The sequence below is a fragment of the Allobosea sp. P2_A10 genome, assembly GCF_056405115.1.
The window spans coordinates 342,209-363,867 of record NZ_JBFUCS010000002.1; the positions used below are offsets into that span (position 1 = coordinate 342,209).

Below are 21,659 nucleotides of genomic sequence, written 5' to 3' on the forward strand. Positions count from 1 at the left end.
CACACGGGCCCCAATTCTGAATAGTTTATATATGAACTATATCGCCCGCCCGTTCAAGCCACGCGCTGCGCCAGTCTGGAAACCCTCTATCGAAGGGCGCGTTCCAATTTGCAACCGCGCCGGCTCGCGAAGATGGCGGCGGGCGTGCTAGAACCGGTTGCGATGATCGCCACAGACACACCAAACCCTGCCGAACTTCTCGCCTGGTACGCCGAGATGGGTGTGACCGAGGCGTTGGACGAAGCGCCGCACGACCATTTCGCGGATGCGCCACGGCAAGCCGCGCCAGCGGAGCGCCGGACGCTGCCGCCGCGCCTCGTCGCCTCGCCTGCAGCGCGGCCGGCCACCCCTGCCGCGCTGGCGGCTCCCGACGAGGCTGCGCTCGGCGCCAGGGCCATGGCGCAGGGCGCAATGAGCCTCGACGCGCTGAAGGAGGCGCTGTCGCTTTTCGAAGGCTGCGCGCTGAAGGCGACGGCCAAGAACCTCGTCTTCGCCGACGGCAACCCGGCTGGACGCGTCATGCTGGTCGGCGAGGCGCCGGGCGCGGAAGAGGACCGCGTCGGACTGCCCTTCGTCGGCAAATCGGGCCAGTTGCTCGACCGGATGCTGGCCGCGATCGGCCTCAGCCGGAAGGAGCATGTCTACATCGCCAACCTTCTGCCCTGGCGGCCGCCGGGCAACCGCACGCCGACGCCGCAGGAGGTCGCGATCTGCCTGCCCTTCATCCAGCGCCAGATCGAACTCGCCGACCCCGACATCCTGATCTGCGTCGGCGCGCCCTCGACGCAAGGGCTGCTCGGCCTGACGGGCATCCTCGCCTCGCGCGGCAAATGGCTGGAATACGACACCGGAACGCGCAAGATTCGGGCGATGGCGACGCTTCATCCAGCCTATCTGCTGCGGCAGCCGCTACAGAAACGGCTGGCCTGGCGCGACTGGCGGGCGCTGAAGGCTGCGCTGGACCAGCCCGCGACACCGTGACGCCGCGTCGCCATGTCCGTTTGGGCGGCAGGCCGGCTGGTCTAAACCTGCATTCTGGCGTTCGGCCCGGGACTGGAACATAGTCCTTCGGAACCGGATGCGAGACATGGCAACAGCCGGGGGGCTGACATGACGATCGACGCGTTTCTGCTGTCGCGAATCCAGTTCGCCTTCACGATCTCCTTCCACATCGTCTTCCCGGCCTTCACGATCGGGCTCTCGGCCTATATCGCGACGCTGCTCGGGCTCTGGCTCAAGACCGGGGACCAGAAGTTCCATCTGCTGGCGCGGTTCTGGACCAAGATCTTCGCCGTCTCCTTCGCGATGGGCGTCGTCTCCGGGATCGTGCTGTCCTACCAGTTCGGCACCAACTGGAGCCGGTTCTCGGTCGTCGTCGGCAACGTCATCGGGCCGCTGATCGGCTACGAGGTGCTGACCGCGTTCTTCCTCGAGGCCTCGTTCCTCGGCGTGATGCTGTTTGGCTGGAAGCGCGTGCCGCCCTGGCTGCATTTCCTATCGGCCTGCATCGTCGCCGGCGGCACCGCGATGTCGGGCTTCTGGATCCTCTCGGCCAATAGCTGGATGCAGTATCCGGCCGGCCACGAGGTTCGTGACGGCATCGCCTACCCGCTCGACTGGGTGCAGATCATCTTCAACCCGACCTTCCCCTTGCGCTTCGCTCATATGATGACGGCGGCCTATCTCACCACCGCCTTCGTCGTGCTGGCGACCGGCGCGCGCCACCTCATGGCCGGGCACCGGACCGAATCGGCCCGGACGATGGTGCGGATGGCGATCCTGATGATCGCGATCACGGCCCCCGCGCAGGCGTTGATCGGCGATTTCCATGGCAAGCAGACAGCCAAATACCAGCCGGCCAAACTCGCCGCGATCGAGGCGCACTGGGATTCGTCCAAGCCCGCCCCGCTCGTGCTCTTCGCCTGGCCCGACGAGGCGGCCGGCGTCAACCGCTTCGAGATTTCGATCCCCGGCCTCGCCAGCCTGCTGACCCATGGCAGCATGGACGCGCTCTTCCCGAGCCTGAACGATTTCGCGGTCCAGGACCGTCCGCCGGTGAAGGTGCCGTTCTTCGCCTTCCGGCTCATGGTCGGCATCGGCGTTCTGATGATCGGTTTCGGCTGGCTCGGCGCCTGGCTGTGGTGGAAGGGCGCGGTCTTCGAGGAGCGGCGCTGGCTCTGGGTCGCGCAATACACCTGGCCGGCCGGCTTCACCGCGATCCTGTCGGGCTGGTTCGTCACCGAGGTCGGCCGCCAGCCCTGGATCGCGACCGGCGTGCTGCGCTCGAAGGACGCGGTCTCGCCGATCACCACGCTGGAGGTCGCGATCTCGCTGGCGCTGTTTGTCTGCGTCTATTGCGTCGTGTTCACGGCCGGGATCCTGCTGATCAACCGGCTGATCGACAAGGGCCCCGACGAGATCACCGGCGAGGACCCGCCCGAGCAGCCCTCGAGCCGGCCGCTCAAGGCGGCGCAGGCGCCCGCGTCCGATCTCTTCGGCGACGGCCATCCCGGCGACGACCGCATCCAGCCCCAGACCTGAGGGAGCAAAGACCATGGAATGGTATCTTCCCGTGATCTGGGCCGGGCTGATCGGCACCGCCGTGATGCTCTATGTCGTGCTCGACGGTTTCGACCTCGGCATCGCCATCCTGTTCCCGACGACGAAGGACGAGGGCGAGCGCGACCAGATGATGAACTCGGTCGCTCCCTTCTGGGACGGCAACGAGACCTGGCTGGTGCTGGGCGGCGGCGGTTTGTGGGTCGCGTTTCCACAGGCCTACGCCATCATCATGCCGGCCTTCTACATTCCGGTGATCCTGATGCTGCTGGCGCTAATCTTCCGGGGCGTCGCCTTCGAATTCCGCTGGGTCGCCAAGCCGCATCACCGGATCTGGGACCTCGCCTTCTGGCTGGGCTCGACCATCGCCGCCTTCGCGCAGGGGCTGATTCTCGGCGGCATGATCCAGGGCATCACGGTCGCGAACGGGCAGTTCGCCGGCGCGCCGTTTGACTGGGCGACGCCCTTCACCTTCATGTGCGGCGCCGGCGTCGTCGTCGGCTACGGGCTGCTGGGCGCGACCTGGCTGATCTACAAGACCGAGGGGCCGGTGGCGGAGCGGGCCCGAGGCCAAGCAAAATCGCTGCTCATCGGCCTGATGGTCTTCGCGGTCGTCGTCTCGCTCTGGACGCCCTATGCCCATCCGCGCATCGCCGAGCGCTGGTTCAACCTCTCGAACCTCGTGCTGCTCTGGCCCTTCCCCCTGCTGACGGCCTTCTGCGCCTTCATGGCCTGGAAGCGGCTGCATGGGGCGCATGAGTTCACGCCCTTCGCCTTCACCATCGCGATCTTCGTGCTGTGTTTTCTGGGGCTGGCGATCTCGAACTACCCCTATCTCGTGCCGCCGAGCCTGACGATCTGGGACGTGGCGGCGACGCCGGCCTCGCATATCTTCGTGCTGATCGGGGTCTCCTTCCTGCTGCCGATGATCCTGTTCTATACGGCGTTCGTGTACTGGACCTTCCGCGGCAAGGTGAAGGCCGAGGGCGGATATCACTGAGGACGGAACCGCCTTGCGCGCGCCGGGTTGAATGACGGCTTGAGTTCCGGCCGCGTCTCCCCGAGATTGCGCGGAGCTTTTCCGGGGACGACGCCATGCAGTGGGAAGATTATCGCCAGTCCGAGAATGTCGAGGACCGGCGCGGCGATGGCGGCGGCGGCACCTTTGCCGGCATCCCCGGCGGGCGCGGCGGCATGGGCATCGGCACGATGGTGGTGCTCGGGCTCGTCGGCTGGGCGCTGGGCATCGATCCGCGCCTGCTGATCGGCGGGGCGGAGCTGATCGGCGGCATCGGCGGCCGGCAGGCGCCGACGCAGGAGACGCGCAAGTCGTCGGGGCCGCCGACCGACGAGATGGGCCGCTTCGTCTCGGCCGTGCTGGCGCAGAACGAGGACGTCTGGTCGAAGGTGCTGCCGCAGCAGGCCAACACCCGCTATGTCGCGCCGCGCCTCGTGCTGTTCGACCGCGTTTCCAGCTCGGCCTGCGGCACGGCGCAGTCGGCGATGGGGCCGTTCTATTGCCCGCCCGACAAGCGGGTCTATCTCGATTTGTCGTTCTTCCAGGAGATGCAGCGCAAGCTCGGCGGCGGCGGTGATTTCGCCTATGCCTATGTCGTCGGCCACGAGGTCGGCCACCACATCCAGAACCTGATTGGCATCCTGCCCAAGGCCAACCAGTTGCGCGAGCGTTCCTCCGAGCGCGACGCCAATGCGATCTCGGTGCGCATCGAATTGCAGGCCGACTGCTTCGCCGGCGTCTGGGCCAACAACATCCAGGCGATGGGGCGCATCGACCAGGGCGATGTCGACGAAGCCATGAAGACCGCCGCCGCGATCGGCGACGACCGGCTGCAGAAGGCCTCGCAGGGTCAGGTCGTGCCCGATTCCTTCACGCATGGTTCCTCGGCGCAGCGCACGCGCTGGTTCACCACCGGCCTGCGCTCAGGCTCGATGCAGAGCTGCGACACGTTCAAAGCGCAGCAGCTTTAGAACCTGTTGATTGACATGGAAGCACGCCGTCATTCCGGGCGAAGCGAAGCGCAGACCCGGAATCCATCATAGAGCGCCGCCGTGCTTTATGATGGATTCCGGATCGGCGCGGCTTTTCCGATTGTCCGGAATGACGGCGTCGTTCGGTATAAAATTAGCGCGCCCTTAGCCGCCGTACTGCGCGTCGGTGACGTGCTCCATCCAGTCGACCGGTGAGCCGTTGAGCTTTTCCTGAAGCGCGATGTGGCTCATCGCCGTGGTCGCGGTTGCGCCGTGCCAGTGCTTTTCGCCGGGCGGAAACCAGACGATGTCGCCGGCCCTGACCTCCTCCACCGGCCCGCCTTCGCGCTGGACCCGCCCGCAGCCGGCCGTGACGATCAGGGTCTGCCCGAGGGGATGGGTGTGCCAGGCCGTCCGCGCGCCCGGCTCGAACGTCACCAGCGCGGTGGCGATGCGCGCGGGTTCGGGCGGATTGAAGAGCGGATCGACCCGGACCGTGCCGGTGAAATACTCCGCCGGGCCCTTACCCGAGGGCTGCGAGCCGCTGCGTTTGATCTCCATGCCCGTTCTCCTGCTTTCGCCGCAGCCGCATCCGGCGCCAGCATAATCCGACAATGACGGGATAGAGCGCCTTTGCGGCGAAGCCGCGACGCCCAGAGCCGGATCCGATCAGTTTGAACCAATCTGATCGGTAAATCCGCCTCTAAACTCATGATAGAGAACGCGTTATCCGATCGGATTGCGGCGCAATCTGATCGGCGCGTGCTCTAGACGCCGGCGCGCTCGCGCCTGACCGAAAGCCGGCGCGGCGCGCCGCCGAGACGGCCGGCGAGCACGATGCCCTTGGGCACGACGAGACCGGCGCGCAGCCGCCTTGCCCCAAACGAGATCGCCGCGCGCTCGCGCAGCGAGCCGGCGACGCCGCGCAGCGGGATCAGGCCGGGCATGTCGGGCGCGAGCATCAGATGCCGTTCGACGACCTGGGCCCAATGCGCTTGCGGCACGTCGCCGGCCTCGAGCAGGAGCAGCCAGTCGCCGCGCGCCTGCGCCCCGCCGAGATGCCAGCCTTCGGCGCCGCCCGCACGCAGATAACTCGCACCCGTGGCGTCGGCCAGGCGCTCGACATCGCTGTCGCCGGCGGCATCGACCACGACGGCATGCCCGAGAAACCCGTCGGCAACGGCGGGGATCAGGACCGAGAACGTCGCGGCGAGCAGATTGGGCGAGCCATCGGCCCGGATCACGGCTGTGAGCATGTGCAATCCATATGGCGCAGCGCAGCATGTCGCAATCCTGTCACTTGCAATCTGTTCCTGATATGTTCACATTGAAGGCAGAGAAACATGCCGATTCCCGGCTGCTTTCAGGACGGTTCAGCGCCATGGCCTCAAGCCCGCACCCTGCAACGCCCTCTGCCAGGCCCTCGGCCCGGCCGATCGCGGCGCGCATGCTGCGGCGGCAGGATGGCGAGCCCGCCTCGATCTCGGCGCGCGTCGCCCCCGTCGATCCATTGGCCTATGCCGGGCACCGGATCGACCCCGAGCGGCGACGCGGGCGTGGCGCAACGATCAACCCCGGCGGACGCTTCGAAGCCGAGCAGCGCATCAGCGATGATGATGGCTGGGGCACGCTGGGCGAATTGCCGGCGTTCAGGACCGAGGTCTCGATCGAGAAGCCGCGCACGATCATCACCAAAAACGATTCGCCCGATATCTCGTTCGACCGCTCGATCAACCCCTATCGCGGCTGCGAGCATGGCTGCGTCTACTGCTTCGCGCGGCCGAGCCACGCCTATCTCGGCCTGTCGCCGGGGCTCGATTTCGAGAGCAAGCTGACGGCCAAGCCCGATGCGGCGCTGCTGCTGGAAAAAGAGCTCTCGGCCGCCTCCTACCAGCCGCGCACGATCGCAATCGGCACCAACACCGATGCCTATCAGCCGATCGAGAAGAAGCTGCGGATCATGCGTTCGATCCTGGAGGTGCTGGAGCGTTTCAACCACCCCGTCGGGATCGTGACGAAATCGGCGCTGGTCCAGCGCGACATCGATATCCTCGCGCCGATGGCGGCCAAGGGGCTGGCCAAGGTCGCGATCTCGCTGACGACGCTCGACCCCAAGGTCGCGCGCACCATGGAGCCGCGCGCCGCCTCGCCCGCCAAGCGCCTGGAGACGATCAGGGCGTTGTCGGAAGCCGGCATCCCCGTGACGGTGCTGGTCGCGCCGATCATCCCCGCGATCAACGAGCACGAGATCGAGCGGATTCTCGACGCGGCGAAGGCGGCCGGCGCGCGCGAGGCCGGCTATGTGCTGCTGCGGCTGCCGCTGGAGGTGAAGGATCTCGTGCAGGACTGGCTCCTGACGCATCATCCCGACAAGCTGCGCCATGTCGTCTCGCTGATCCGCTCGACGCGCGGCGGCAAGGATTACGACGCCGCCTGGGGCCAGAGGCAGGTCGGTTCGGGTCCCTATGCCTGGATGATCGGCCGCCGTTTCGAGAGGGCGGCCGAGCGGCTCGGCTTCAACGGCACGCGGCTGAGGCTGCGCAGCGACCTGTTCCTGAAGCCGGAAAAGGAGAAGGCGCAGTTGAACCTGTTCTAGATGAACGGTCTCGGCCATAAGCCGGGCATGACCGCCGATTTCAGCCGCGAGACGAAAGCCATCGCCGAGGGCTTCTGGCCGCTGGCCGGGGTCGACGAGGTCGGGCGCGGACCGCTGGCCGGGCCGGTGGTCGCGGCGGCTGTCATTCTCGATCCCGCATACGTGCCAGCCGGTCTCGACGATTCAAAGAAGCTGAGCGTGGCGCGGCGCGAGACGCTGTTTGAAGAGATCGCCGAATCGGCGCTCGGCATCGGCGTCGGCAGCGCGACGGCTGTCGAGATCGACGCGCTCAACATCCGGCAGGCGACATTGCTGGCGATGCGGCGGGCGATCGCGGCGCTGCCACTCTTACCGGCCAAGCTGCTGGTCGACGGCAATGACCCGCCGGTGCTGGCCTACCCCTGCGAGGCGATCGTCAAGGGCGATGCGCTGGTCGCCTCGATCGCGGCGGCATCGATCGTCGCCAAGGTGACGCGCGACGCGATGATGGCGCGGTTGTCGCAACGCTACCCGGCCTATGGCTTTGCCGGCCATGCCGGCTACGGCACGGCCGTGCATCGCGCCGCGATCCTGAAGCATGGTCCCTGCCCCGAGCACCGCTTCTCGTTTGCGCCGGTGAAGGGCGTCTGGCGGCGCTGAGGCGCTGGCCGGGCATTAACCTGCGGTTAGGAATTCGCCTTGTTCGCCAAAGGGCTAGGCAAAAACTGCAGCCCCAAAACGAGACGGATTTATTTCAACCGGGAAACCCGGCTTTTACCCTGACTCGCCATGATCGCGACTGTTGAAGTTGCGTAATGGTCTGGGCGTCATGGGTATCTTGCGTACCGGGACCACCAGCGCCGCCGTCCGGATTCAAGTCTCGCGTACCGGACGGCCCGCGCTGGAGTCCCGGATGAAGGCCACGAGCCTTCGTCACGAAAAAACCGGCCTTCCTCCGGGACTGCCGCTCGATCAGGTGCTCGTCGGCGACTGCGTCGCCGCGATCGACGCCCTGCCCGCGGCCAGCGTCGATCTCGTCTTCGCCGACCCGCCCTACAACCTCCAGCTCGGCGGCGATCTGCGCCGGCCCGACGACAGCCTCGTCGACGCCGTCGATGACGACTGGGACAAGTTCTCGTCCTTTGCCGAATACGACGCCTTCACCCGCGCCTGGCTCACCGCCTGCCGCCGCGTACTGAAGCCCGACGGCGCGATCTGGGTGATCGGCTCCTATCACAACATCTTCCGCGTCGGCTCGATCCTGCAGGATCTCGGCTACTGGATGCTGAACGACATCGTCTGGCGCAAGGCCAACCCGATGCCGAATTTCCGCGGCCGCCGCTTCACCAACGCGCACGAGACCCTGATCTGGGCGGCGCGCGGCGAGCGCTCGAAATACACCTTCCACTACGAGGCGCTGAAGGGCGGCAACGACGATCTGCAGATGCGCTCGGACTGGTATCTGCCGCTCTGCACAGGCGAGGAACGGCTGAAGGACGGCGCGGGCGCGAAAGTGCATCCGACGCAGAAGCCCGAGGCCCTGCTCGCCCGCGTCATGCTTTCGGCAAGCAATCCCGGCGACGTCATCCTCGACCCGTTCTTCGGCACCGGCACGACCGGGGCCGTGGCGAAGGCGCTCGGGCGCCATTTCATCGGCTGCGAGCGCGACGGCGTCTATGCGGAAGCCGCCAAAAAACGCATCGCCGCGATCACACCGCTGCCGCCGGAAGCCTTCGCGACCGCGCCCTCGAAGCGCAGCGAACCGCGCGTGCCGTTCCTCAGCCTCGTCGAGGCGGGGCTGGTCAAGGCCGGCGAAGTCGTCACCGACGAAAAGCGCCGCCACAAGGCGATCATACGCGCCGACGGTACGCTGATGCTGGGCCCGGCGGTCGGCTCGATCCACAAGACCGGCGCGCTGGCGCAGGGTTTGCCCGCCTGCAATGGCTGGACCTTCTGGCATGTCGAGCGGGCAAGCGGGCTCGTGCTGCTCGACATACTGCGCGGCGAGATCAGAGCGGAGATGGCGGCGGCCTGAGCGCCGCCAGTTCATCCGGCAGCCAGAGTTTCCTCGACCACCCTCGGATTGCGCGCGATCATCGCAAGCAGGACGCGCGCCGGACCTTCGGGCGCGCGCCGCTTCTGCTCCCAGTTGCGCAACGTGCCCGGCGAAACCCCGATCCGTCGGGCGAAAGCGACCTGCGACAGTTTGGTCCGGGCGCGAACCGCTGCGACATCGACCTGCGCGGGGACGTGAATCCGCAGGCCCTGCACTTGTTCGCCTCTGGCATAGGCGCCTGCCTCGCCGAGGCTGCTCATCAAGCCCTCAAAATCGGCGTCTTTCATCTCGGCCTCCGAAAATCAGCCAAAAGGTCGCGCGTCACGCCAGCCAAGGCCTGCCGCTGCGCGGATGTCAGGTCATCGGCTTCGTTTTTGGCGAAAACCCAGAGAAGCACGGCTGGGAATCCGGCAGAATGAAACCAGTAGATCACGCGGCCGCCACCACGCTTGCCTCGTCCAGCCAAAGGAATGCGCGCCTTTCTCAAGCCGCCGGTGCCTTGAATGACGGCCCCGATCATCGGATCGGCGGCAATCGCATCAACGACCGCCGCCCGCTCCTCCGACGTCATCAGGCGGTCGGCTCGCGTCAGATATCCCGGCGTCTCGACGACGGATGAAAGGCCGCTCATCTCGGAATCATACGCCAATGACGCACTACGTCAATGGCGTACTTACCGAACTCCGCCAGACGGCCTGAGCGCCGCCAGCCCCATCTCGACCACCTTCAACATCAAGCTCGACAATGGCTCTTCGCGCAGGCGCAGGAGGGGCGTGAAACGCATGCCGGCGGGCGCCGGCGTTGTCGTCGCCGCCTGCGCGACAAACACGGTCAGTTCCAGCGGGAAATGCGTGAAGACGTGGCGCACGGGCGCGGGCAGCCTGCGCCAGCGTGCGGCCACGGGCGCGTCCTGCACTGCGCCATCCATCTCGTATCTGGCGCCCCAATCGCTGGTCGGCACTTCCGCCATGCCGCCGAGCAGGCCCTTTGGCGGGCGGGTGCGCAGCAGGACCGCGCCGTCCTCGCGCAGCAGCACGAAGGCGGCGCCGTAGCGCGTGACGCCCGCCTTCTTCGCCGCCTTGCGCGGAAAACTCTCCTGCGTGCCTTCGACCCGCGCGCGACAGGGCTCGCGCCAGGGACAGAGTGCGCAAGCCGGCGAACGCGGCGTGCAGATCGTGGCGCCCAGATCCATCAGGGCTTGAGCGAAATCGCCCGGACGGGCCGTTGGCAGCAGAGCGAGCACGTGGTCCCTGATCGCCGGTTTTGCGCCGGGCAAGGCTTCCTCGATGGCGAAGAGCCGGGTCATGACGCGCTCGACATTGCCGTCGACTGCGGCGGCCGGCCGGTCGAAGGCGATCGCGGCGACCGCGCCGGCGGTATAGGCCCCGATGCCCGGCAGACTGCGAAGCGCCTCCTCCGTATCGGGAAACAGCCCGCCATGGCTTTCGACCACAGCCTTGGCGCAAGCGTGGAGATTGCGGGCTCGGGAGTAATAGCCAAGGCCGGCCCAGGCCTGCATGACCGCCTCGGAGGGCGCCGCCGCCAGCGCCTCAACGGTCGGGAAACGCGCCATGAAGCGCTCGAAATAGGGTTTGACGGCCGCGATCGTGGTCTGCTGCAGCATGATCTCGGAGGCCCAGACCCGGTAGGGATCGGCGCGTTCGCCGGGCAGCGCGCGCCAGGGCAGCACGCGGCGATGCCGGTCGTACCAGGCAAGGAGATCGGCGGCGCGGGCTGAGGCGGGCATTGCAGGGGTGTAGCGCGCCGAACGATTTGGACAAGAGTTCGACCGCATGCAACGCACAGTCTTGCCGCTACAGTCTTGCCGCTACAGTCTCGCTCCCGCACAATGGCGCATGGCTCCCAAACCCCTCGCGGATCTGATCGACGACTGTCTTGCGCCCGCGCTCGCGGCGCAGGGGTTTGCCGGGCGCGCCATCGTCTCGCTCTGGCCAGAAATCGTCGGCGAGCGGCTGAGCCAGCGTACGCGCCCGCTCAAGATCGACTGGCCGCGCCGGCGTCCGGCTCCCGGCGAGATGTCGGAGCCGGCGACGATGGTCGTGAGGGTCGAGGGCGCTTTCGCGCTGGAGATGCAGCAACTCGCGCCGCTCGTGCTGGAGCGGGTCAACACGCATCTTGGCTGGCGCGCCGTCGGTAAGCTCGTGCTGAAGCAGGGGCCGGTCGATGCGCCGGCCCAGCGCAAGGCCGCGGCCCCGCCCGATCCTGCCGTGGTGGCGCAGGTGGCGAGCCAGGTCGCGGGCATCGCCGATCCCGGCCTGCGCGAGGCTCTGGCGCGGCTTGGCCAATCGGTGGCGCAGCGGGCGCGAGCGGACGCCGACACGGCTTCGTGAGCGTGCGCCTGCCGTGCCGAACCGATCTTGCCACAATCGTGATGGCGACTATGGTCCGGGCAAGGTTTTTAAATTTCAAGGATCGATCGTGATGACGAACAGGCGACAGCTTCTGACGGCTACGGCCGGGCTCGCGGCAGCCGTGACGCTGGGTGCGCGCGGGGCGCAGGCCCAGGCCGACCTGACGACGGCAGGGCCGCTCGGCGATGTCTGGCTCGGAAAGGACGACGCCAAGGTCACGATCATCGAATACGCCTCGCTGACCTGCGGCCACTGCGCCGCCTTCCACAAGGACACCTGGCCGGCGTTGAAGGCCAAGTACATCGACACCGGCAAGGTGCGTTTCACGCTGCGCGAATTCCCGCTCGACCCGCTGGCGACCGCAGGCTTCATGCTGGCGCGCTGCAACGGCAACGACAAATACATCGCCATGACCGACATGCTGTTTGCGCAGCAGCGGGCCTGGGCCTTCACGGACAAGCCTGTCGATGCCTTGTCCAGCATGGTCAAGCAGGCCGGTTTCACACAGGATTCGTTCGAGGCCTGCTTGAAACGGCAGGATATCTATGACGCCGTCACGCAAGTGAAGGATCGTGGGGCCAAGGCTGGCGTCGACTCGACGCCGACCTTCTTCATCAACGGGCAGAAGCGTTCAGGTGCGCTTACGATCGCCGAATTCGACAAGATCCTCGAGCCGCTCGTCGCGGGCTGAGGACGCGCGGGGTTTGTCCTTCTCCCCTTGGGGGAGAAGGTGGCCCGGCGCAGCCGGGTCGGATGAGGGACGGATGGCAGGGCGGCGCGTGACTTCCCTCATCCGTCCGCTTCGCGGCCACCTTCTCCCCCGAGGGGAGAAGGAATAATGCAGCTGACGCGCCTCAAGCTCACCGGCTTCAAGACCTTCGTCGAGCCGACGGAATTCCTGATCGAGCCGGGGCTGACCGGCGTCGTCGGCCCCAATGGCTGCGGCAAATCCAATCTCGTCGAGGCCCTGCGCTGGGTGATGGGCGAAAGCTCGTTCAAGAACATGCGCGGCTCGGGGATGGACGACGTCATCTTCGCCGGCTCCAACGAGCGGCCCGGCCGCAACATGGCCGAGGTCGCGCTGACCCTCGACAATGCCGACCGCAAGGCGCCCGCCGCCTTCAACGAAACCGACGTGCTGGAAGTGACGCGGCGGATCGAGCGCGACGAGGGCTCGACCTATCGCGTCAACGGCAAGGAGGTGCGCGCGCGCGACGTGCAGCTGCTCTTCGCCGACGCCGCCACCGGCGCGCGCTCGCCGGCGCTGGTCCGGCAGGGCCAGATCAGCGAGATCATCTCGGCCAAGCCGCAATCGCGCCGGCGCATTCTGGAGGACGCGGCTGGCATCGCAGGTCTTCACAGCCGCCGGCACGAGGCGGAGTTGCGCCTGCGCGGCGCCGAAGAGAACCTCACCCGGCTGGAGGACGTGCTCGGCGAGATCGACGGGCAGATCGAGGGCCTGCAGCGGCAGGCCCGGCAGGCGTCGCGCTATCGCAGCCTCGCCGCCGACATCCGTCGCGCCGAAGCGATGCTGGCGCTGATCGCGCATCAGGAGGCGCGCACGCAGGAAGCACAGGCCGAACGCGCGCTGGAGGCCGCCGTGCGCGGCGTCGCCGACCAGACCGGCGTGCAGGCGGAAGCCGCCCGGCTTCAGGCCATCGCGGCGCACGCTCTGCCGGCCCTGCGCGAGAACGAAGCCGGTGCGGCCGCCGCGCTGGTGCGCCTGAAGCGCGGGCTCGACGAATTGGAGGCCGAGAACCGGCGGGCGAAGCAGCGCGGCGAGGAACTCGGCAAGCGGCTTCAGGAGTTGCAGGGCGATCTCGCCCGGCAGGAGAATGTCGCGCGCGACGCCAGCGAAAGCCTGTCGCGTCTGGCGCAGGAAGACGAGGAACTGGCCCGCGACGGAGCAGCGGCGGCCGCGACCGCCGGTGCGGCGACCAGTGGCCTGACCGAAGCCGAAACCGCGCTCGCGACGACCGAGGCTGAGCATGCCGCCGCGCAGGCTGCCCTGTCCGACCTCGGCGCAAGGCGCGCCGCGCTGGAGCGCGCCCTGCGCGAGGCGCGTGAACGCCTGACCCGCGCCACGACCGAGCGCGAGCGCCTCGTCCGTGATCTCGCAGCGCTCGATGCCAGCACGGCCGCGACACCGCTCGAAGCGCTGCGCGAGGCGGTCGAACATCAGGACGCGGGAATGCGCGAGGCCGATGCGACGGCGGCCGCCGCCCGCGCGGCACTGGCGGCGGCGCGCGAGCGCGAGGCGCAGTTGCGCGGTCCGCTGGCCGAGGCCGACCGCAAGGCGCAGCGGCTGGAAACCGAAATCAGGACGCTGCAGAAGCTGCTCGCGCCAGCGACGGGCGATCTCTGGCCCGCCATCATCGAGTCGATCAGCGTGGCCAAGGGTTTTGAGACCGCGCTGGGCGCGGCGCTCGGCGACGATCTCGATGGCGCGGTCGAAACCTCCGCGCCGACCCATTGGCGCGACACCGGCGCGGGCGTCGGCGACGCCGCCTTGCCCGACGGAGTCGAGGCGCTGGGGCGCCATGTGCGCGGCCCGGCGGCGCTCGCCCGACGGCTGGCGCAGATCGGCATCGTCGCCCGCATCGACGGCCCGCGACTGCGCGAGGCGCTGAAGCCGGGGCAGCGGCTGGTCTCGCGCGAGGGCGACATCTGGCGCTGGGACGGGTTTACCAGCGCCGCCGAAGCGCCCTCGCCTGCCGCGCGACGGCTGGCCGAAAAAAACCGGCTCGGCGATCTCGAACGCGAGGCGCAAGCCGCGCGCGAAGCCGCCGAAGCCGCGCGCGAAGGGCTGGACGAGGCGAGCGCGGGCGCGAAAGCAGCCGCGCAGGCCGAGACCGTAGCGCTGGAGGCGGTGCGGCTGGCGCGGCGTTCGCTCGACCAGGCCCGCGAGCAACTTACGGCTGCCGAGCGCCGGGCGAGCGATGTCGCGGCGAAGCGCTCGGCGCTGAGCGAGGCGATCGGGCGTCTCGGCCAGACGGAAGCCGAAGCGACGACCCAGGCCGCCGGCCACGAGGAGGCCTTTGCCGCGCTGGCGCCACTGACCGAACTGGAAAACACGCTGCTGAAGGCGCGCGTCGCGCTCAGTGAACGCCGCGTCGTCGCGTCCGACGCGAGGGCGCGCGTGCAGACGCTGTCGCGCGAGAACGAATTGCGGGCTCGCCGGCGCGGCGCCATCGCGGCCGATGTCGCGGCCTGGCGCGAGCGCGCCGCCGCCAGTGGCCAGACGGCGCAGGAAACACGCCGCCGGATCGAGACCGTAAGCGCCGAACAGAAGGCGCTGCTGGATGCGCCCGACACTTTTCTGGTCGAGCGCCGGCGGCTGCTCGCCGAGATCGAAACGGCCGAGGCGGCGCGGCGGCAGGCGGCGGACGGGCTCGCGTCCGGGGAAATCAAACTTGCGGAAGCCGACCGGCAGGCGCGGGCGGCGCTGGAAGGATTATCGGGCGCGCGCGAAGTGCGTGCCTCGACCGAGGCGCGGCTGGAAGCGGCGCGCCAGCGCCTCGGTGATGTCGCCCGCCAGATCGAGGACGGTCTCGAGACGACGCTCGCCGGTCTTCAGGACCTGACGGGCCTCAAGCCGGGCGCTGACCTGCCCGAGCCACGCGCGGTCGAGGACCGGCTCGCGGCCTTGAGGGCCGAGCGCGAGCGGCTCGGCGCGGTCAACCTGCGGGCGGAGGATGAGCTCTCCGAGATCAAGGGCAAACGCGAGGGCCTCACTAGCGAGCGGGACGATCTGAGCGAGGCGATCAGGCGGCTACGTCAGGCGATCGGAGCGCTCAACCGGGAAGGCCGCGAAAGGCTGCTTGCCGCCTTCGAGATCGTCAACGAGCAGTTCCAGCGCCTGTTCAGCGTGCTTTTCGGTGGCGGCACCGCCGAACTGAAGCTGGTCGATTCGGATGACCCACTGGAGGCCGGACTCGAAATCTTCGCCCGCCCCCCGGGCAAAAAGCCGCAGGTGATGACGCTGCTCTCGGGCGGCGAACAGGCGCTGACCGCGACCGCGCTGATCTTCGCGGTGTTCCTGACAAACCCCTCGCCGATCTGCGTTCTCGACGAGGTCGACGCGCCGCTCGACGACGCCAATGTCGAGCGCTACTGCGACCTGCTCGACGAGATGTCGCGGACCACGGAGACGCGCTTCATCCTGATCACCCACAATCCGATCACCATGGCGCGGATGAACCGGCTGTTCGGCGTGACGATGGCCGAGCGTGGCGTCAGCCAGATGGTGTCGGTCGATCTTGCGACGGCAGAGCGCATCCGCGAAGCGGTCTGACACTGCGGGCGTCTCCGGCCGGCATCGAAATTCAGGCGAAAAGACGAGCATTGTCAGAGCGTTATGCCCATGCAGCTTGACTTGCCGGCCGACGGTTCATAGGGTGCGGCGCTCCCACCGGCCCAGCGTGAGCTTCATCTCCGCCCCCGGCCGGTCTTTCCGTTCGATGCAAGGCTCGAATTCCCGCTCATGTCTCAAGGCGATCACGCAAAAGGCCCCGAGCCCGGCAAGGCCGCCGACGATCAGGACGAGGCCCTGTCGGCCCGGCTGAATTCGCTCGGCGCCGGGCTTCGCGAGCTCGATGCGCGCAAGGCGCCCCCGGGCAGGCGCGGCGACGGAGCGTCCGACAGCTCCGGAATCGGGCAGGCCATGCGCCTTTCCACCGAATTCATCGCGGGCATCATCGTCGGCGGCGGAGCCGGCTGGGGCCTGGATCGATGGCTCGGAACCAGGCCCTGGGGCATGATCGTGCTGCTCTTGCTGGGAACCTGTGCGGGTTTTTTCAATGTGGCGCGCGCAGCGGGGTTGCTGAAATCCCGCACTGGCGATAAGTCGAGCGTCAACTAGCGATCCGGGGCCCCGCGAGGCTCCGAAAACATGCGGAGCTGAAGGCGACAGATGGCCGGTCCCATCGAACAATTCGAGATCAAGCCGATCATCAAGCTCGGCACGATCGGTAAGAGCGAGATCGCCTTTACGAATTCCGCGCTGTTCATGGTGATCGCGGTTTCGCTGATCGTCCTGCTTTTCGTCTATGGCACGCGTCATCGCTCGCTGATCCCAGGCCGGATCCAGTCGCTCGCCGAAATGGGCTATGAATTCGTCGCCAATACGGTGCGCGATTCCGCCGGCCATGACGGCATGCACTTCCTGCCGCTGGTGTTCTCGCTCTTCATGTTCGTGCTGTTCTGCAACATGCTCGGCATGGTGCCCGGCTCGTTCACGGTGACGAGCCATCTGATCGTGACCGCCGCGCTTGCCGGCCTCGTCATCTTCACCGTCATCATCTTCGGCATCTACAAGCACGGCACGCATTTCTTCGGGCTTTTCGTGCCGTCCGGCGTTCACCCCGCGATGCTGCTGATCCTCGTGCCGATCGAGGTGATCTCATTCGTCTCGCGGCCGATCTCGCTGTCGGTGCGTCTGTTCGCCAACATGCTGGCGGGCCACATCGCGCTGAAGATCTTCGCCGGCTTCATCGCCACGCTTCTGTTTGCCGGTGGCTGGGCTGTGCTCTCGCCGCTGCCGCTCGCGCTCACCGTCGCGCTGACCGCGCTCGAATTCCTCGTCGCCGTGCTGCAGGCCTACGTCTTCGCCGTCCTGACCTGCATCTATCTCCACGACGCCCTGCATCCCGGCCACTGATTTTCAGTCAGCGACCGGTAGTTCCCCACCCTTCCCGACCCTAACCAAACCTCTCAAGGAGTTTTCCCATGGACCCGATCGCTGCCAAGTACATCGGCGCTGGTCTCGCTTGCCTCGGCATGGCCGGCGCGGGCATCGGCCTCGGCAACCTGTTCGGCCAGTTCCTCTCGGGCGCCCTGCGCAACCCGTCGGCGGCCGAAGGCCAGCGCGGCACGCTGCTGCTCGGCTTCGCTCTGACGGAAGCGCTCGGCATCTTCTCGCTGCTGATCGCGCTGCTGCTGCTGTTCGCGGTCTGATCAAGACCGCTCTCGTCCTTCCCTAGGGTCGCGTCGCGGATTTCTCCGCGACGCCGATGAGGTTCAGTGATGGCAACGCCAGCCGCGACCACCACCGGCACCACCGCCCATGGCGGAGCCGACGCCCATGGCGGCGGCGCATTTCCGCCGTTCCAGAGCGAGACCTACGCGTCCCAGCTGCTTTGGCTGGCGATCACGTTTGGCGCGCTCTACTGGCTTGCCGACAAGGTCATCGTGCCGCGGCTGGGCGCTATCCTGGCCGACCGCGCCTTGCGCATCGGTACGGATCTCGACGAGGCCGCCTCGATGAAGGCGAAGGCCGAGGAGGCCGGCGCCGCCTATGAGAAGTCCCTGACCGAGGCTCGGGCCAAGTCCCAGGCGATCGCCCAGGAAACGCGTGACACCGTCAACGCCAAAAGCGATGCCCGTCGCAAGGGCGTCGAGGCCGACCTCGCCGCCAAGCTGGCGGATGCCGAAAGCAAGATCGTCGCGATGAAGACCAGCGCGATGGGCAATGTCGCGAGCATCGCGTCGGAAACCGCCGCCGCGATCGTGGCGCAGATCACCGGCACCGCTCCGACCAAGGCCGTCGCCGACGAGGCGGTCAAGACCACGTCCAAGGGGTGACCGGACCATGCTGAGCAATCCGACCTTCTGGGTTCTGATCTCGACCGCGATCTTCGTCGGGGCGGCGGTCTATATGGGCGCGGCCAAGGCCGTCACCGCCGCACTCGACAAGCGCGGCGAGATGGTGGCAGCCGAACTCGCCGAGGCTCGTCGCCTGCGCGACGAGGCGGCCGCGATCCTGGCCGCCTATGAAGCCAAGCGCAAAGCCGCCGAAGCCGAGGCCGAGCAGATCGTCAAGGCAGCGCGCGAGGACGCCGAGCGTCTCGCCTCCGAGGCCGAGGCCAAGCTGAGCGAATTCGTCACGCGCCGCACGAAGTCGGCCGAGGAGAAGATCTCGCAGGCCGAGGTCCAGGCCGAAGCCGAGGTTCGCGCCGCGGCCGCCGAAGCCGCAACGCGTGCGGCCGAGACGATCTTGCGCAGCCAGATGGGCGGCAAGGCCGGCGACACCGCATTCTCGGCTGGACTGCTCGAGGTCAAGGCCAAGCTGAACTGACACAAGCCGGTTCGTCATGATTTCGACGCCGCGGTCCGGAAGGGTCGCGGCGTTTTTCGTTACAGCAGGATCGGAGCCCGTCATGTCGGTTATGCGCTGCTGCCTCACCGCGCTCGGCCTTTTGCTCGGGATCGCCGCGCCCGCCAGCGCGATGGAGCAGGTCAGCTTCGCCTCGCGCGATGGCACGATGCTGATCGGCTGGCTCGCCAAACCCGCTGGAGACGGCCCCTTCCCGGCGGTCGTCGGCATGCATGGCTGCGCCGGGCTCTGGACGGGCTCTGGCAAGATCAGCGCGCGAGAGAGCGACTGGAGCGCGCGGCTGGTCGCGGAGGGCTATGCCGTGCTGCTGCCCGACAGCTTCCGGCCGCGCGGGCTGGTCTCGCTCTGCAATGATCGCGACCGCAGCCTCACGCCTGCCGGCCGGGCTCAGGATGCGCTGGGCGCGCGCGACTGGCTGGCGCAGCAGCGCTTCATCTCAACCGGTCGCGTCGGCCTGATCGGCTGGTCGAATGGCGGCTCGACGGTGCTGCATGTCGCTGGCGACAGAGCCGCGATGGGACCGGGCGGCTTTGCCGCCGTCATCGCCTTCTATCCCGGTTGCCGCGTCATCCTGCGCCAGGGCTGGAGCGCGCGCGTACCCACCACGATCCTGCATGGGCTCTCAGACGACTGGACGCCGGCCGGGCCCTGCCAGGAGCTGGCGCGGGTCGGCGGCGCGCGTTTCACCGGCTTCGAGGGCGCCTATCACAATTTCGACCACCCGAACCTGTCGCTGCGCGAGCGCAAGGCCGCCTTCTCGGAGCGATCGGACGGCAAGGTGACGATCGGCAGCAATCCCGAGGCGCGCCAGCAGGCGATCGTCGCGGTGATGGCGATCCTGCGCGGGATCTGACCTACCGGCGCTGTCAGTTGATGGCGGTCGCGGTCGCGGTCGTCGTCGCCTTCGCCGCCACCGGTTTCGCGGACACAGCCGGCGTTGCGGCGACCGGCGGCGCTTTCGACCGGGGCTTGCGCGGCTGGATCGTCGAGGTGACGATGCCCTGGGGCGTATCCAACCCGTAGATGTCCTCGCGGAACTGGATCAGGCCGTCGCCGCTCTGCCAGCCCGTAAGATAGACCCAGGCGACGGGGACGGACTTCTTCAAGGGTATGTTCTTGCGCTCGCCCTTGGCGATCTCGGCCTCGATGGCGGGCAGCGTCCATTCGCTGCCTTCAAGCAGCCAGGCGGCGAGATCACGCACGCCCTCGATGCGGGCGCAGCCCGACGAATTGAAGCGGACATCGTTGCGGAACAGCGTCTTCTTGGGCGTGTCGTGGAGATAGACCGCCTCGCTGTTGGGCATGTCGATCTTGAGCTGGCCGAGCGAATTGGTCGGGCCGGGATCCTGCCGCACGGTGAAATAGGGCGCGGTCAGGCTGGCCCATTTGACGGTCGCGGGGTCGATCTCGCGATTCTCCGCCCCGAGCAGCTTCATGTTCGATTTGGCGAGGAAATCTGGCTCCTTGCGCATATGCGGGATGATGTCGGCCTTCACGATCGAGGTCGGCACCGTCCAGTACGGGTTCAGGTTGACCGAGGTGATGCTGGCCTGCAGCACCGGCGAGGGCCGGTCGGGCCGGCCGACGATGGCGAGATGACGGCGCTGGACCTGGCCGTTCTCGACCGCCTCGACGCTGGCGCCGGGGATGTTGACCACGACATAGCGCGTCGCGAAGTTGAAGCCGTTGCCCTTGAGCCGCTCCAGCGTCGCGGTGAGCTGGTTGAGGCGCGACTCGACCGGGACGTTCATCGCCTTCAGCGTCAGGCGGCCGACGGTGCCGAGATCGGACAGGCCGTGGCGGGTCTGGAAGCGCTTCACGGCCTCGACAACGGCATCGTCATAGACATCGCCCGGCAGCGCCGTCGGCGGCAGGTCGCCGCTCAGCATCAGCCGCTGCTTGAGGATTGCGATATCGGGCCCCTGCGCGCCGGGCTTCTGCGCCGTGACGGAGCCGGGCACCTTCGGCCAGCCGCCGCGATTGGCGATGTCCTCATGCGCGGTCAGCGCCTCGAGGGTGCGGTCATAGGTGTTGGGGCCGTAGCTCGGCTCCTCGGCGCGCAAGGCCGAAGCCCCGAGCACGAGGGCGAAGACTGCGAAAGCGGCACGGACGGAACGCAAAGACATGAAACGATCCCACAATGCGTCATGGACGCATGACAGGAGCTTCCATCGCGCATGGTCAAGGAAGCCTTAAGGCCGCGCGGGAATTACGTATCGGTATGTTGCCGAACTCTGTCGTCACGGATTTATGACCAGATTGACCACATAGTCATAATGACTATTATGGTCATCTAGCATCGGAGGTGACGATGAACGCAATCGAAAAGCTGAGCTGGAGCGTTGCAGATGCCAAGGCGCGCTTCTCCGAGATGATCGAAAAGGCGCGGTCGAACGGCCCGCAGACTCTGACGAGGAACGGTAGACCAGTTGCCGTTCTCGTATCGATCGAAGAATGGGAGCGGCGAACGAAGCCAAAGGAGAGCCTGGCCGAGTTCTTCCGGAACTCCCCGCTCTATGACAGCGGAATTGATCTAGAGCGGCGGGACCATCAGCCACGCAAGATCGAACTGTGAGCCATTTGCTTGACACCAACGTCATCTCGGAACTGATCAAACCTCAGCCCGAGCCCGCTGTCCTCCGATTCATAGCGCGGCTCGACGTGACGTTTTACTTGAGCGTCATCACTCTCGCCGAACTACGACTGGGTGTCGCCCTGCTGCCCGAAGGTCGTCGTCGCAGCGCGTTCGATCAATGGTTGTCTGTCGATCTGCCAAACCAGTTTGCTGGTCGCATCCTCATGGTCGATCAAACCGTGGCGCAGGCATGGGGCGATCTCACTGCTCTGTCAGAACGCCGCGGCACCAACATCAAAGCGATGGATGCGATGCTCGCGGCGACCAGTGTCGCCCATAATCTCATACTCGTGACTCGTAACATCAGGGATTTTGCAAAGCTTGATCTTGCATTGCTCAACCCCTGGGACGAGTCCTGA

The 21,659-nt window shown here is 67.2% G+C and carries 24 protein-coding genes; 18 read left to right on the forward strand and 6 right to left on the reverse strand.

Annotated elements, in window-relative coordinates; genetic code table 11:
* Positions 1-162: 162 nt before the first annotated feature.
* From AC1DZY_RS05735 to ypfJ, 4 genes are all read left to right on the forward strand, one after another.
* Entirely contained in the window at positions 163-981 is an 819-nt protein-coding gene (locus AC1DZY_RS05735; protein WP_476819111.1) for a uracil-DNA glycosylase, read from the forward strand.
* A 129-nt stretch (positions 982-1,110) separates the two neighbouring features.
* Positions 1,111-2,541, forward strand: coding sequence for a cytochrome ubiquinol oxidase subunit I (locus AC1DZY_RS05740; RefSeq protein WP_476819112.1), 1,431 nt, complete (start codon positions 1,111-1,113; stop codon positions 2,539-2,541).
* A 13-nt stretch (positions 2,542-2,554) separates the two neighbouring features.
* Positions 2,555-3,559, forward strand: a complete 1,005-nt coding sequence (cydB, locus tag AC1DZY_RS05745; protein ID WP_476819113.1) for a cytochrome d ubiquinol oxidase subunit II — start codon at positions 2,555-2,557, stop codon at positions 3,557-3,559.
* A gap of 95 nt (positions 3,560-3,654) precedes the next feature.
* Positions 3,655-4,548 (forward strand): KPN_02809 family neutral zinc metallopeptidase, encoded by an 894-nt coding sequence (ypfJ, locus tag AC1DZY_RS05750; protein WP_476819114.1) that lies wholly within the window; start codon positions 3,655-3,657, stop codon positions 4,546-4,548.
* 165 nt (positions 4,549-4,713) lie between these two features.
* On the opposite strand, the gene AC1DZY_RS05755 is transcribed toward ypfJ, so the two are convergent.
* Together AC1DZY_RS05755 and AC1DZY_RS05760 are read right to left on the reverse strand one after the other, a co-directional pair.
* On the reverse strand, positions 4,714-5,109 hold the full coding sequence (locus AC1DZY_RS05755) for a (R)-mandelonitrile lyase (protein ID WP_476819115.1): 396 nt from the start codon (positions 5,107-5,109) through the stop codon (positions 4,714-4,716).
* A gap of 206 nt (positions 5,110-5,315) precedes the next feature.
* Positions 5,316-5,804 (reverse strand): hypothetical protein, encoded by a 489-nt coding sequence (locus AC1DZY_RS05760; protein WP_476819116.1) that lies wholly within the window; start codon positions 5,802-5,804, stop codon positions 5,316-5,318.
* A gap of 125 nt (positions 5,805-5,929) precedes the next feature.
* On the opposite strand from AC1DZY_RS05760, the gene AC1DZY_RS05765 reads away from it, so the two are divergent.
* The 3 genes from AC1DZY_RS05765 (at position 5,930) to AC1DZY_RS05775 (ending at position 9,158) form a co-directional block, all read left to right on the forward strand.
* Positions 5,930-7,144, forward strand: coding sequence for a PA0069 family radical SAM protein (locus AC1DZY_RS05765; protein WP_476819117.1), 1,215 nt, complete (start codon positions 5,930-5,932; stop codon positions 7,142-7,144).
* A complete protein-coding gene (gene rnhB, locus AC1DZY_RS05770) occupies positions 7,145-7,783 on the forward strand; it encodes a ribonuclease HII (RefSeq protein WP_476819118.1) in 639 nt (212 codons plus the stop codon).
* 169 nt (positions 7,784-7,952) lie between these two features.
* On the forward strand, positions 7,953-9,158 hold the full coding sequence (locus AC1DZY_RS05775; protein WP_476819170.1) for a DNA methyltransferase: 1,206 nt from the start codon (positions 7,953-7,955) through the stop codon (positions 9,156-9,158).
* 11 nt (positions 9,159-9,169) lie between these two features.
* Here AC1DZY_RS05775 and AC1DZY_RS05780 read toward each other — a convergent pair whose 3' ends face one another.
* From AC1DZY_RS05780 to mutY, 3 genes are read right to left on the reverse strand one after another with little or no spacing between them, the layout of a single operon-like run.
* Positions 9,170-9,466: a helix-turn-helix domain-containing protein gene (locus tag AC1DZY_RS05780; protein WP_476819119.1), complete on the reverse strand. Its 297-nt coding sequence runs from the start codon at positions 9,464-9,466 to the stop codon at positions 9,170-9,172.
* Positions 9,463-9,810, reverse strand: a complete 348-nt coding sequence (locus AC1DZY_RS05785) for a type II toxin-antitoxin system RelE/ParE family toxin (RefSeq protein ID WP_476819120.1) — start codon at positions 9,808-9,810, stop codon at positions 9,463-9,465. Before AC1DZY_RS05785 ends, AC1DZY_RS05780 begins: the two co-directional genes overlap by 4 nt.
* 42 nt (positions 9,811-9,852) lie before the next feature.
* On the reverse strand, positions 9,853-10,926 hold the full coding sequence (mutY, locus tag AC1DZY_RS05790) for an A/G-specific adenine glycosylase (protein WP_476819121.1): 1,074 nt from the start codon (positions 10,924-10,926) through the stop codon (positions 9,853-9,855).
* 109 nt (positions 10,927-11,035) lie between these two features.
* Between mutY and AC1DZY_RS05795 the strand changes: the two genes are divergently transcribed.
* The 9 genes from AC1DZY_RS05795 (at position 11,036) to AC1DZY_RS05835 (ending at position 19,518) form a co-directional block, all read left to right on the forward strand.
* Entirely contained in the window at positions 11,036-11,530 is a 495-nt protein-coding gene (locus AC1DZY_RS05795) for a DUF721 domain-containing protein (RefSeq protein WP_476819122.1), read from the forward strand.
* Between the two features lie 91 nt (positions 11,531-11,621).
* Positions 11,622-12,242, forward strand: a complete 621-nt coding sequence (locus tag AC1DZY_RS05800; RefSeq protein ID WP_476819123.1) for a DsbA family protein — start codon at positions 11,622-11,624, stop codon at positions 12,240-12,242.
* A 147-nt stretch (positions 12,243-12,389) separates the two neighbouring features.
* Positions 12,390-15,845, forward strand: a complete 3,456-nt coding sequence (locus AC1DZY_RS05805) for a chromosome segregation SMC family protein (protein ID WP_476819124.1) — start codon at positions 12,390-12,392, stop codon at positions 15,843-15,845.
* A gap of 189 nt (positions 15,846-16,034) precedes the next feature.
* Positions 16,035-16,412, forward strand: coding sequence for an AtpZ/AtpI family protein (locus AC1DZY_RS05810; RefSeq protein ID WP_476819125.1), 378 nt, complete (start codon positions 16,035-16,037; stop codon positions 16,410-16,412).
* A gap of 51 nt (positions 16,413-16,463) precedes the next feature.
* The gene (locus AC1DZY_RS05815) at positions 16,464-17,210 is read left to right on the forward strand and encodes a F0F1 ATP synthase subunit A (RefSeq protein ID WP_476819126.1); all 747 of its coding nucleotides are present in this window, start codon (positions 16,464-16,466) and stop codon (positions 17,208-17,210) included.
* A 68-nt stretch (positions 17,211-17,278) separates the two neighbouring features.
* Positions 17,279-17,506 carry a F0F1 ATP synthase subunit C gene (locus AC1DZY_RS05820; protein WP_114830240.1) on the forward strand — a complete coding sequence of 76 codons (228 nt, stop codon included), beginning with the start codon at positions 17,279-17,281 and terminating at the stop codon, positions 17,504-17,506.
* Between the two features lie 69 nt (positions 17,507-17,575).
* Positions 17,576-18,133 (forward strand): F0F1 ATP synthase subunit B, encoded by a 558-nt coding sequence (locus tag AC1DZY_RS05825; RefSeq protein ID WP_476819127.1) that lies wholly within the window; start codon positions 17,576-17,578, stop codon positions 18,131-18,133.
* A gap of 7 nt (positions 18,134-18,140) precedes the next feature.
* The gene (locus tag AC1DZY_RS05830; protein ID WP_476819128.1) at positions 18,141-18,626 is read left to right on the forward strand and encodes a F0F1 ATP synthase subunit B family protein; all 486 of its coding nucleotides are present in this window, start codon (positions 18,141-18,143) and stop codon (positions 18,624-18,626) included.
* A gap of 82 nt (positions 18,627-18,708) precedes the next feature.
* The gene (locus AC1DZY_RS05835) at positions 18,709-19,518 is read left to right on the forward strand and encodes a dienelactone hydrolase family protein (protein ID WP_476819129.1); all 810 of its coding nucleotides are present in this window, start codon (positions 18,709-18,711) and stop codon (positions 19,516-19,518) included.
* Between the two features lie 13 nt (positions 19,519-19,531).
* Here the strand turns inward: AC1DZY_RS05835 and AC1DZY_RS05840 are convergent, their stop codons facing one another.
* Positions 19,532-20,791, reverse strand: coding sequence for a L,D-transpeptidase family protein (locus AC1DZY_RS05840; protein ID WP_476819130.1), 1,260 nt, complete (start codon positions 20,789-20,791; stop codon positions 19,532-19,534).
* Between the two features lie 185 nt (positions 20,792-20,976).
* On the opposite strand from AC1DZY_RS05840, the gene AC1DZY_RS05845 reads away from it, so the two are divergent.
* The gene (locus AC1DZY_RS05845; protein WP_476819131.1) at positions 20,977-21,240 is read left to right on the forward strand and encodes a type II toxin-antitoxin system Phd/YefM family antitoxin; all 264 of its coding nucleotides are present in this window, start codon (positions 20,977-20,979) and stop codon (positions 21,238-21,240) included.
* A complete protein-coding gene (locus AC1DZY_RS05850) occupies positions 21,237-21,659 on the forward strand; it encodes a PIN domain-containing protein (protein WP_476819132.1) in 423 nt (140 codons plus the stop codon). The genes AC1DZY_RS05845 and AC1DZY_RS05850 overlap by 4 nt, the downstream gene beginning before the upstream one ends.

Bases quoted from the DNA above. Each gene is read 5' to 3' on its own strand.
- AC1DZY_RS05735 (WP_476819111.1), top strand. From the start codon at position 163: ATGATCGCCACAGACACACCAAACCCTGCCGAACTTCTCGCCTGGTAC.
- AC1DZY_RS05740 (WP_476819112.1), top strand. From the start codon at position 1,111: ATGACGATCGACGCGTTTCTGCTGTCGCGAATCCAGTTCGCCTTCACG.
- cydB (WP_476819113.1), top strand. From the start codon at position 2,555: ATGGAATGGTATCTTCCCGTGATCTGGGCCGGGCTGATCGGCACCGCC.
- ypfJ (WP_476819114.1), top strand. From the start codon at position 3,655: ATGCAGTGGGAAGATTATCGCCAGTCCGAGAATGTCGAGGACCGGCGC.
- AC1DZY_RS05755 (WP_476819115.1), bottom strand. From the start codon at position 5,109: ATGGAGATCAAACGCAGCGGCTCGCAGCCCTCGGGTAAGGGCCCGGCG.
- AC1DZY_RS05760 (WP_476819116.1), bottom strand. From the start codon at position 5,804: ATGCTCACAGCCGTGATCCGGGCCGATGGCTCGCCCAATCTGCTCGCC.
- AC1DZY_RS05765 (WP_476819117.1), top strand. From the start codon at position 5,930: ATGGCCTCAAGCCCGCACCCTGCAACGCCCTCTGCCAGGCCCTCGGCC.
- rnhB (WP_476819118.1), top strand. From the start codon at position 7,145: ATGAACGGTCTCGGCCATAAGCCGGGCATGACCGCCGATTTCAGCCGC.
- AC1DZY_RS05775 (WP_476819170.1), top strand. From the start codon at position 7,953: ATGGGTATCTTGCGTACCGGGACCACCAGCGCCGCCGTCCGGATTCAA.
- AC1DZY_RS05780 (WP_476819119.1), bottom strand. From the start codon at position 9,466: ATGAAAGACGCCGATTTTGAGGGCTTGATGAGCAGCCTCGGCGAGGCA.
- AC1DZY_RS05785 (WP_476819120.1), bottom strand. From the start codon at position 9,810: ATGAGCGGCCTTTCATCCGTCGTCGAGACGCCGGGATATCTGACGCGA.
- mutY (WP_476819121.1), bottom strand. From the start codon at position 10,926: ATGCCCGCCTCAGCCCGCGCCGCCGATCTCCTTGCCTGGTACGACCGG.
- AC1DZY_RS05795 (WP_476819122.1), top strand. From the start codon at position 11,036: ATGGCTCCCAAACCCCTCGCGGATCTGATCGACGACTGTCTTGCGCCC.
- AC1DZY_RS05800 (WP_476819123.1), top strand. From the start codon at position 11,622: ATGACGAACAGGCGACAGCTTCTGACGGCTACGGCCGGGCTCGCGGCA.
- AC1DZY_RS05805 (WP_476819124.1), top strand. From the start codon at position 12,390: ATGCAGCTGACGCGCCTCAAGCTCACCGGCTTCAAGACCTTCGTCGAG.
- AC1DZY_RS05810 (WP_476819125.1), top strand. From the start codon at position 16,035: ATGTCTCAAGGCGATCACGCAAAAGGCCCCGAGCCCGGCAAGGCCGCC.
- AC1DZY_RS05815 (WP_476819126.1), top strand. From the start codon at position 16,464: ATGGCCGGTCCCATCGAACAATTCGAGATCAAGCCGATCATCAAGCTC.
- AC1DZY_RS05820 (WP_114830240.1), top strand. From the start codon at position 17,279: ATGGACCCGATCGCTGCCAAGTACATCGGCGCTGGTCTCGCTTGCCTC.
- AC1DZY_RS05825 (WP_476819127.1), top strand. From the start codon at position 17,576: ATGGCAACGCCAGCCGCGACCACCACCGGCACCACCGCCCATGGCGGA.
- AC1DZY_RS05830 (WP_476819128.1), top strand. From the start codon at position 18,141: ATGCTGAGCAATCCGACCTTCTGGGTTCTGATCTCGACCGCGATCTTC.
- AC1DZY_RS05835 (WP_476819129.1), top strand. From the start codon at position 18,709: ATGTCGGTTATGCGCTGCTGCCTCACCGCGCTCGGCCTTTTGCTCGGG.
- AC1DZY_RS05840 (WP_476819130.1), bottom strand. From the start codon at position 20,791: ATGTCTTTGCGTTCCGTCCGTGCCGCTTTCGCAGTCTTCGCCCTCGTG.
- AC1DZY_RS05845 (WP_476819131.1), top strand. From the start codon at position 20,977: ATGAACGCAATCGAAAAGCTGAGCTGGAGCGTTGCAGATGCCAAGGCG.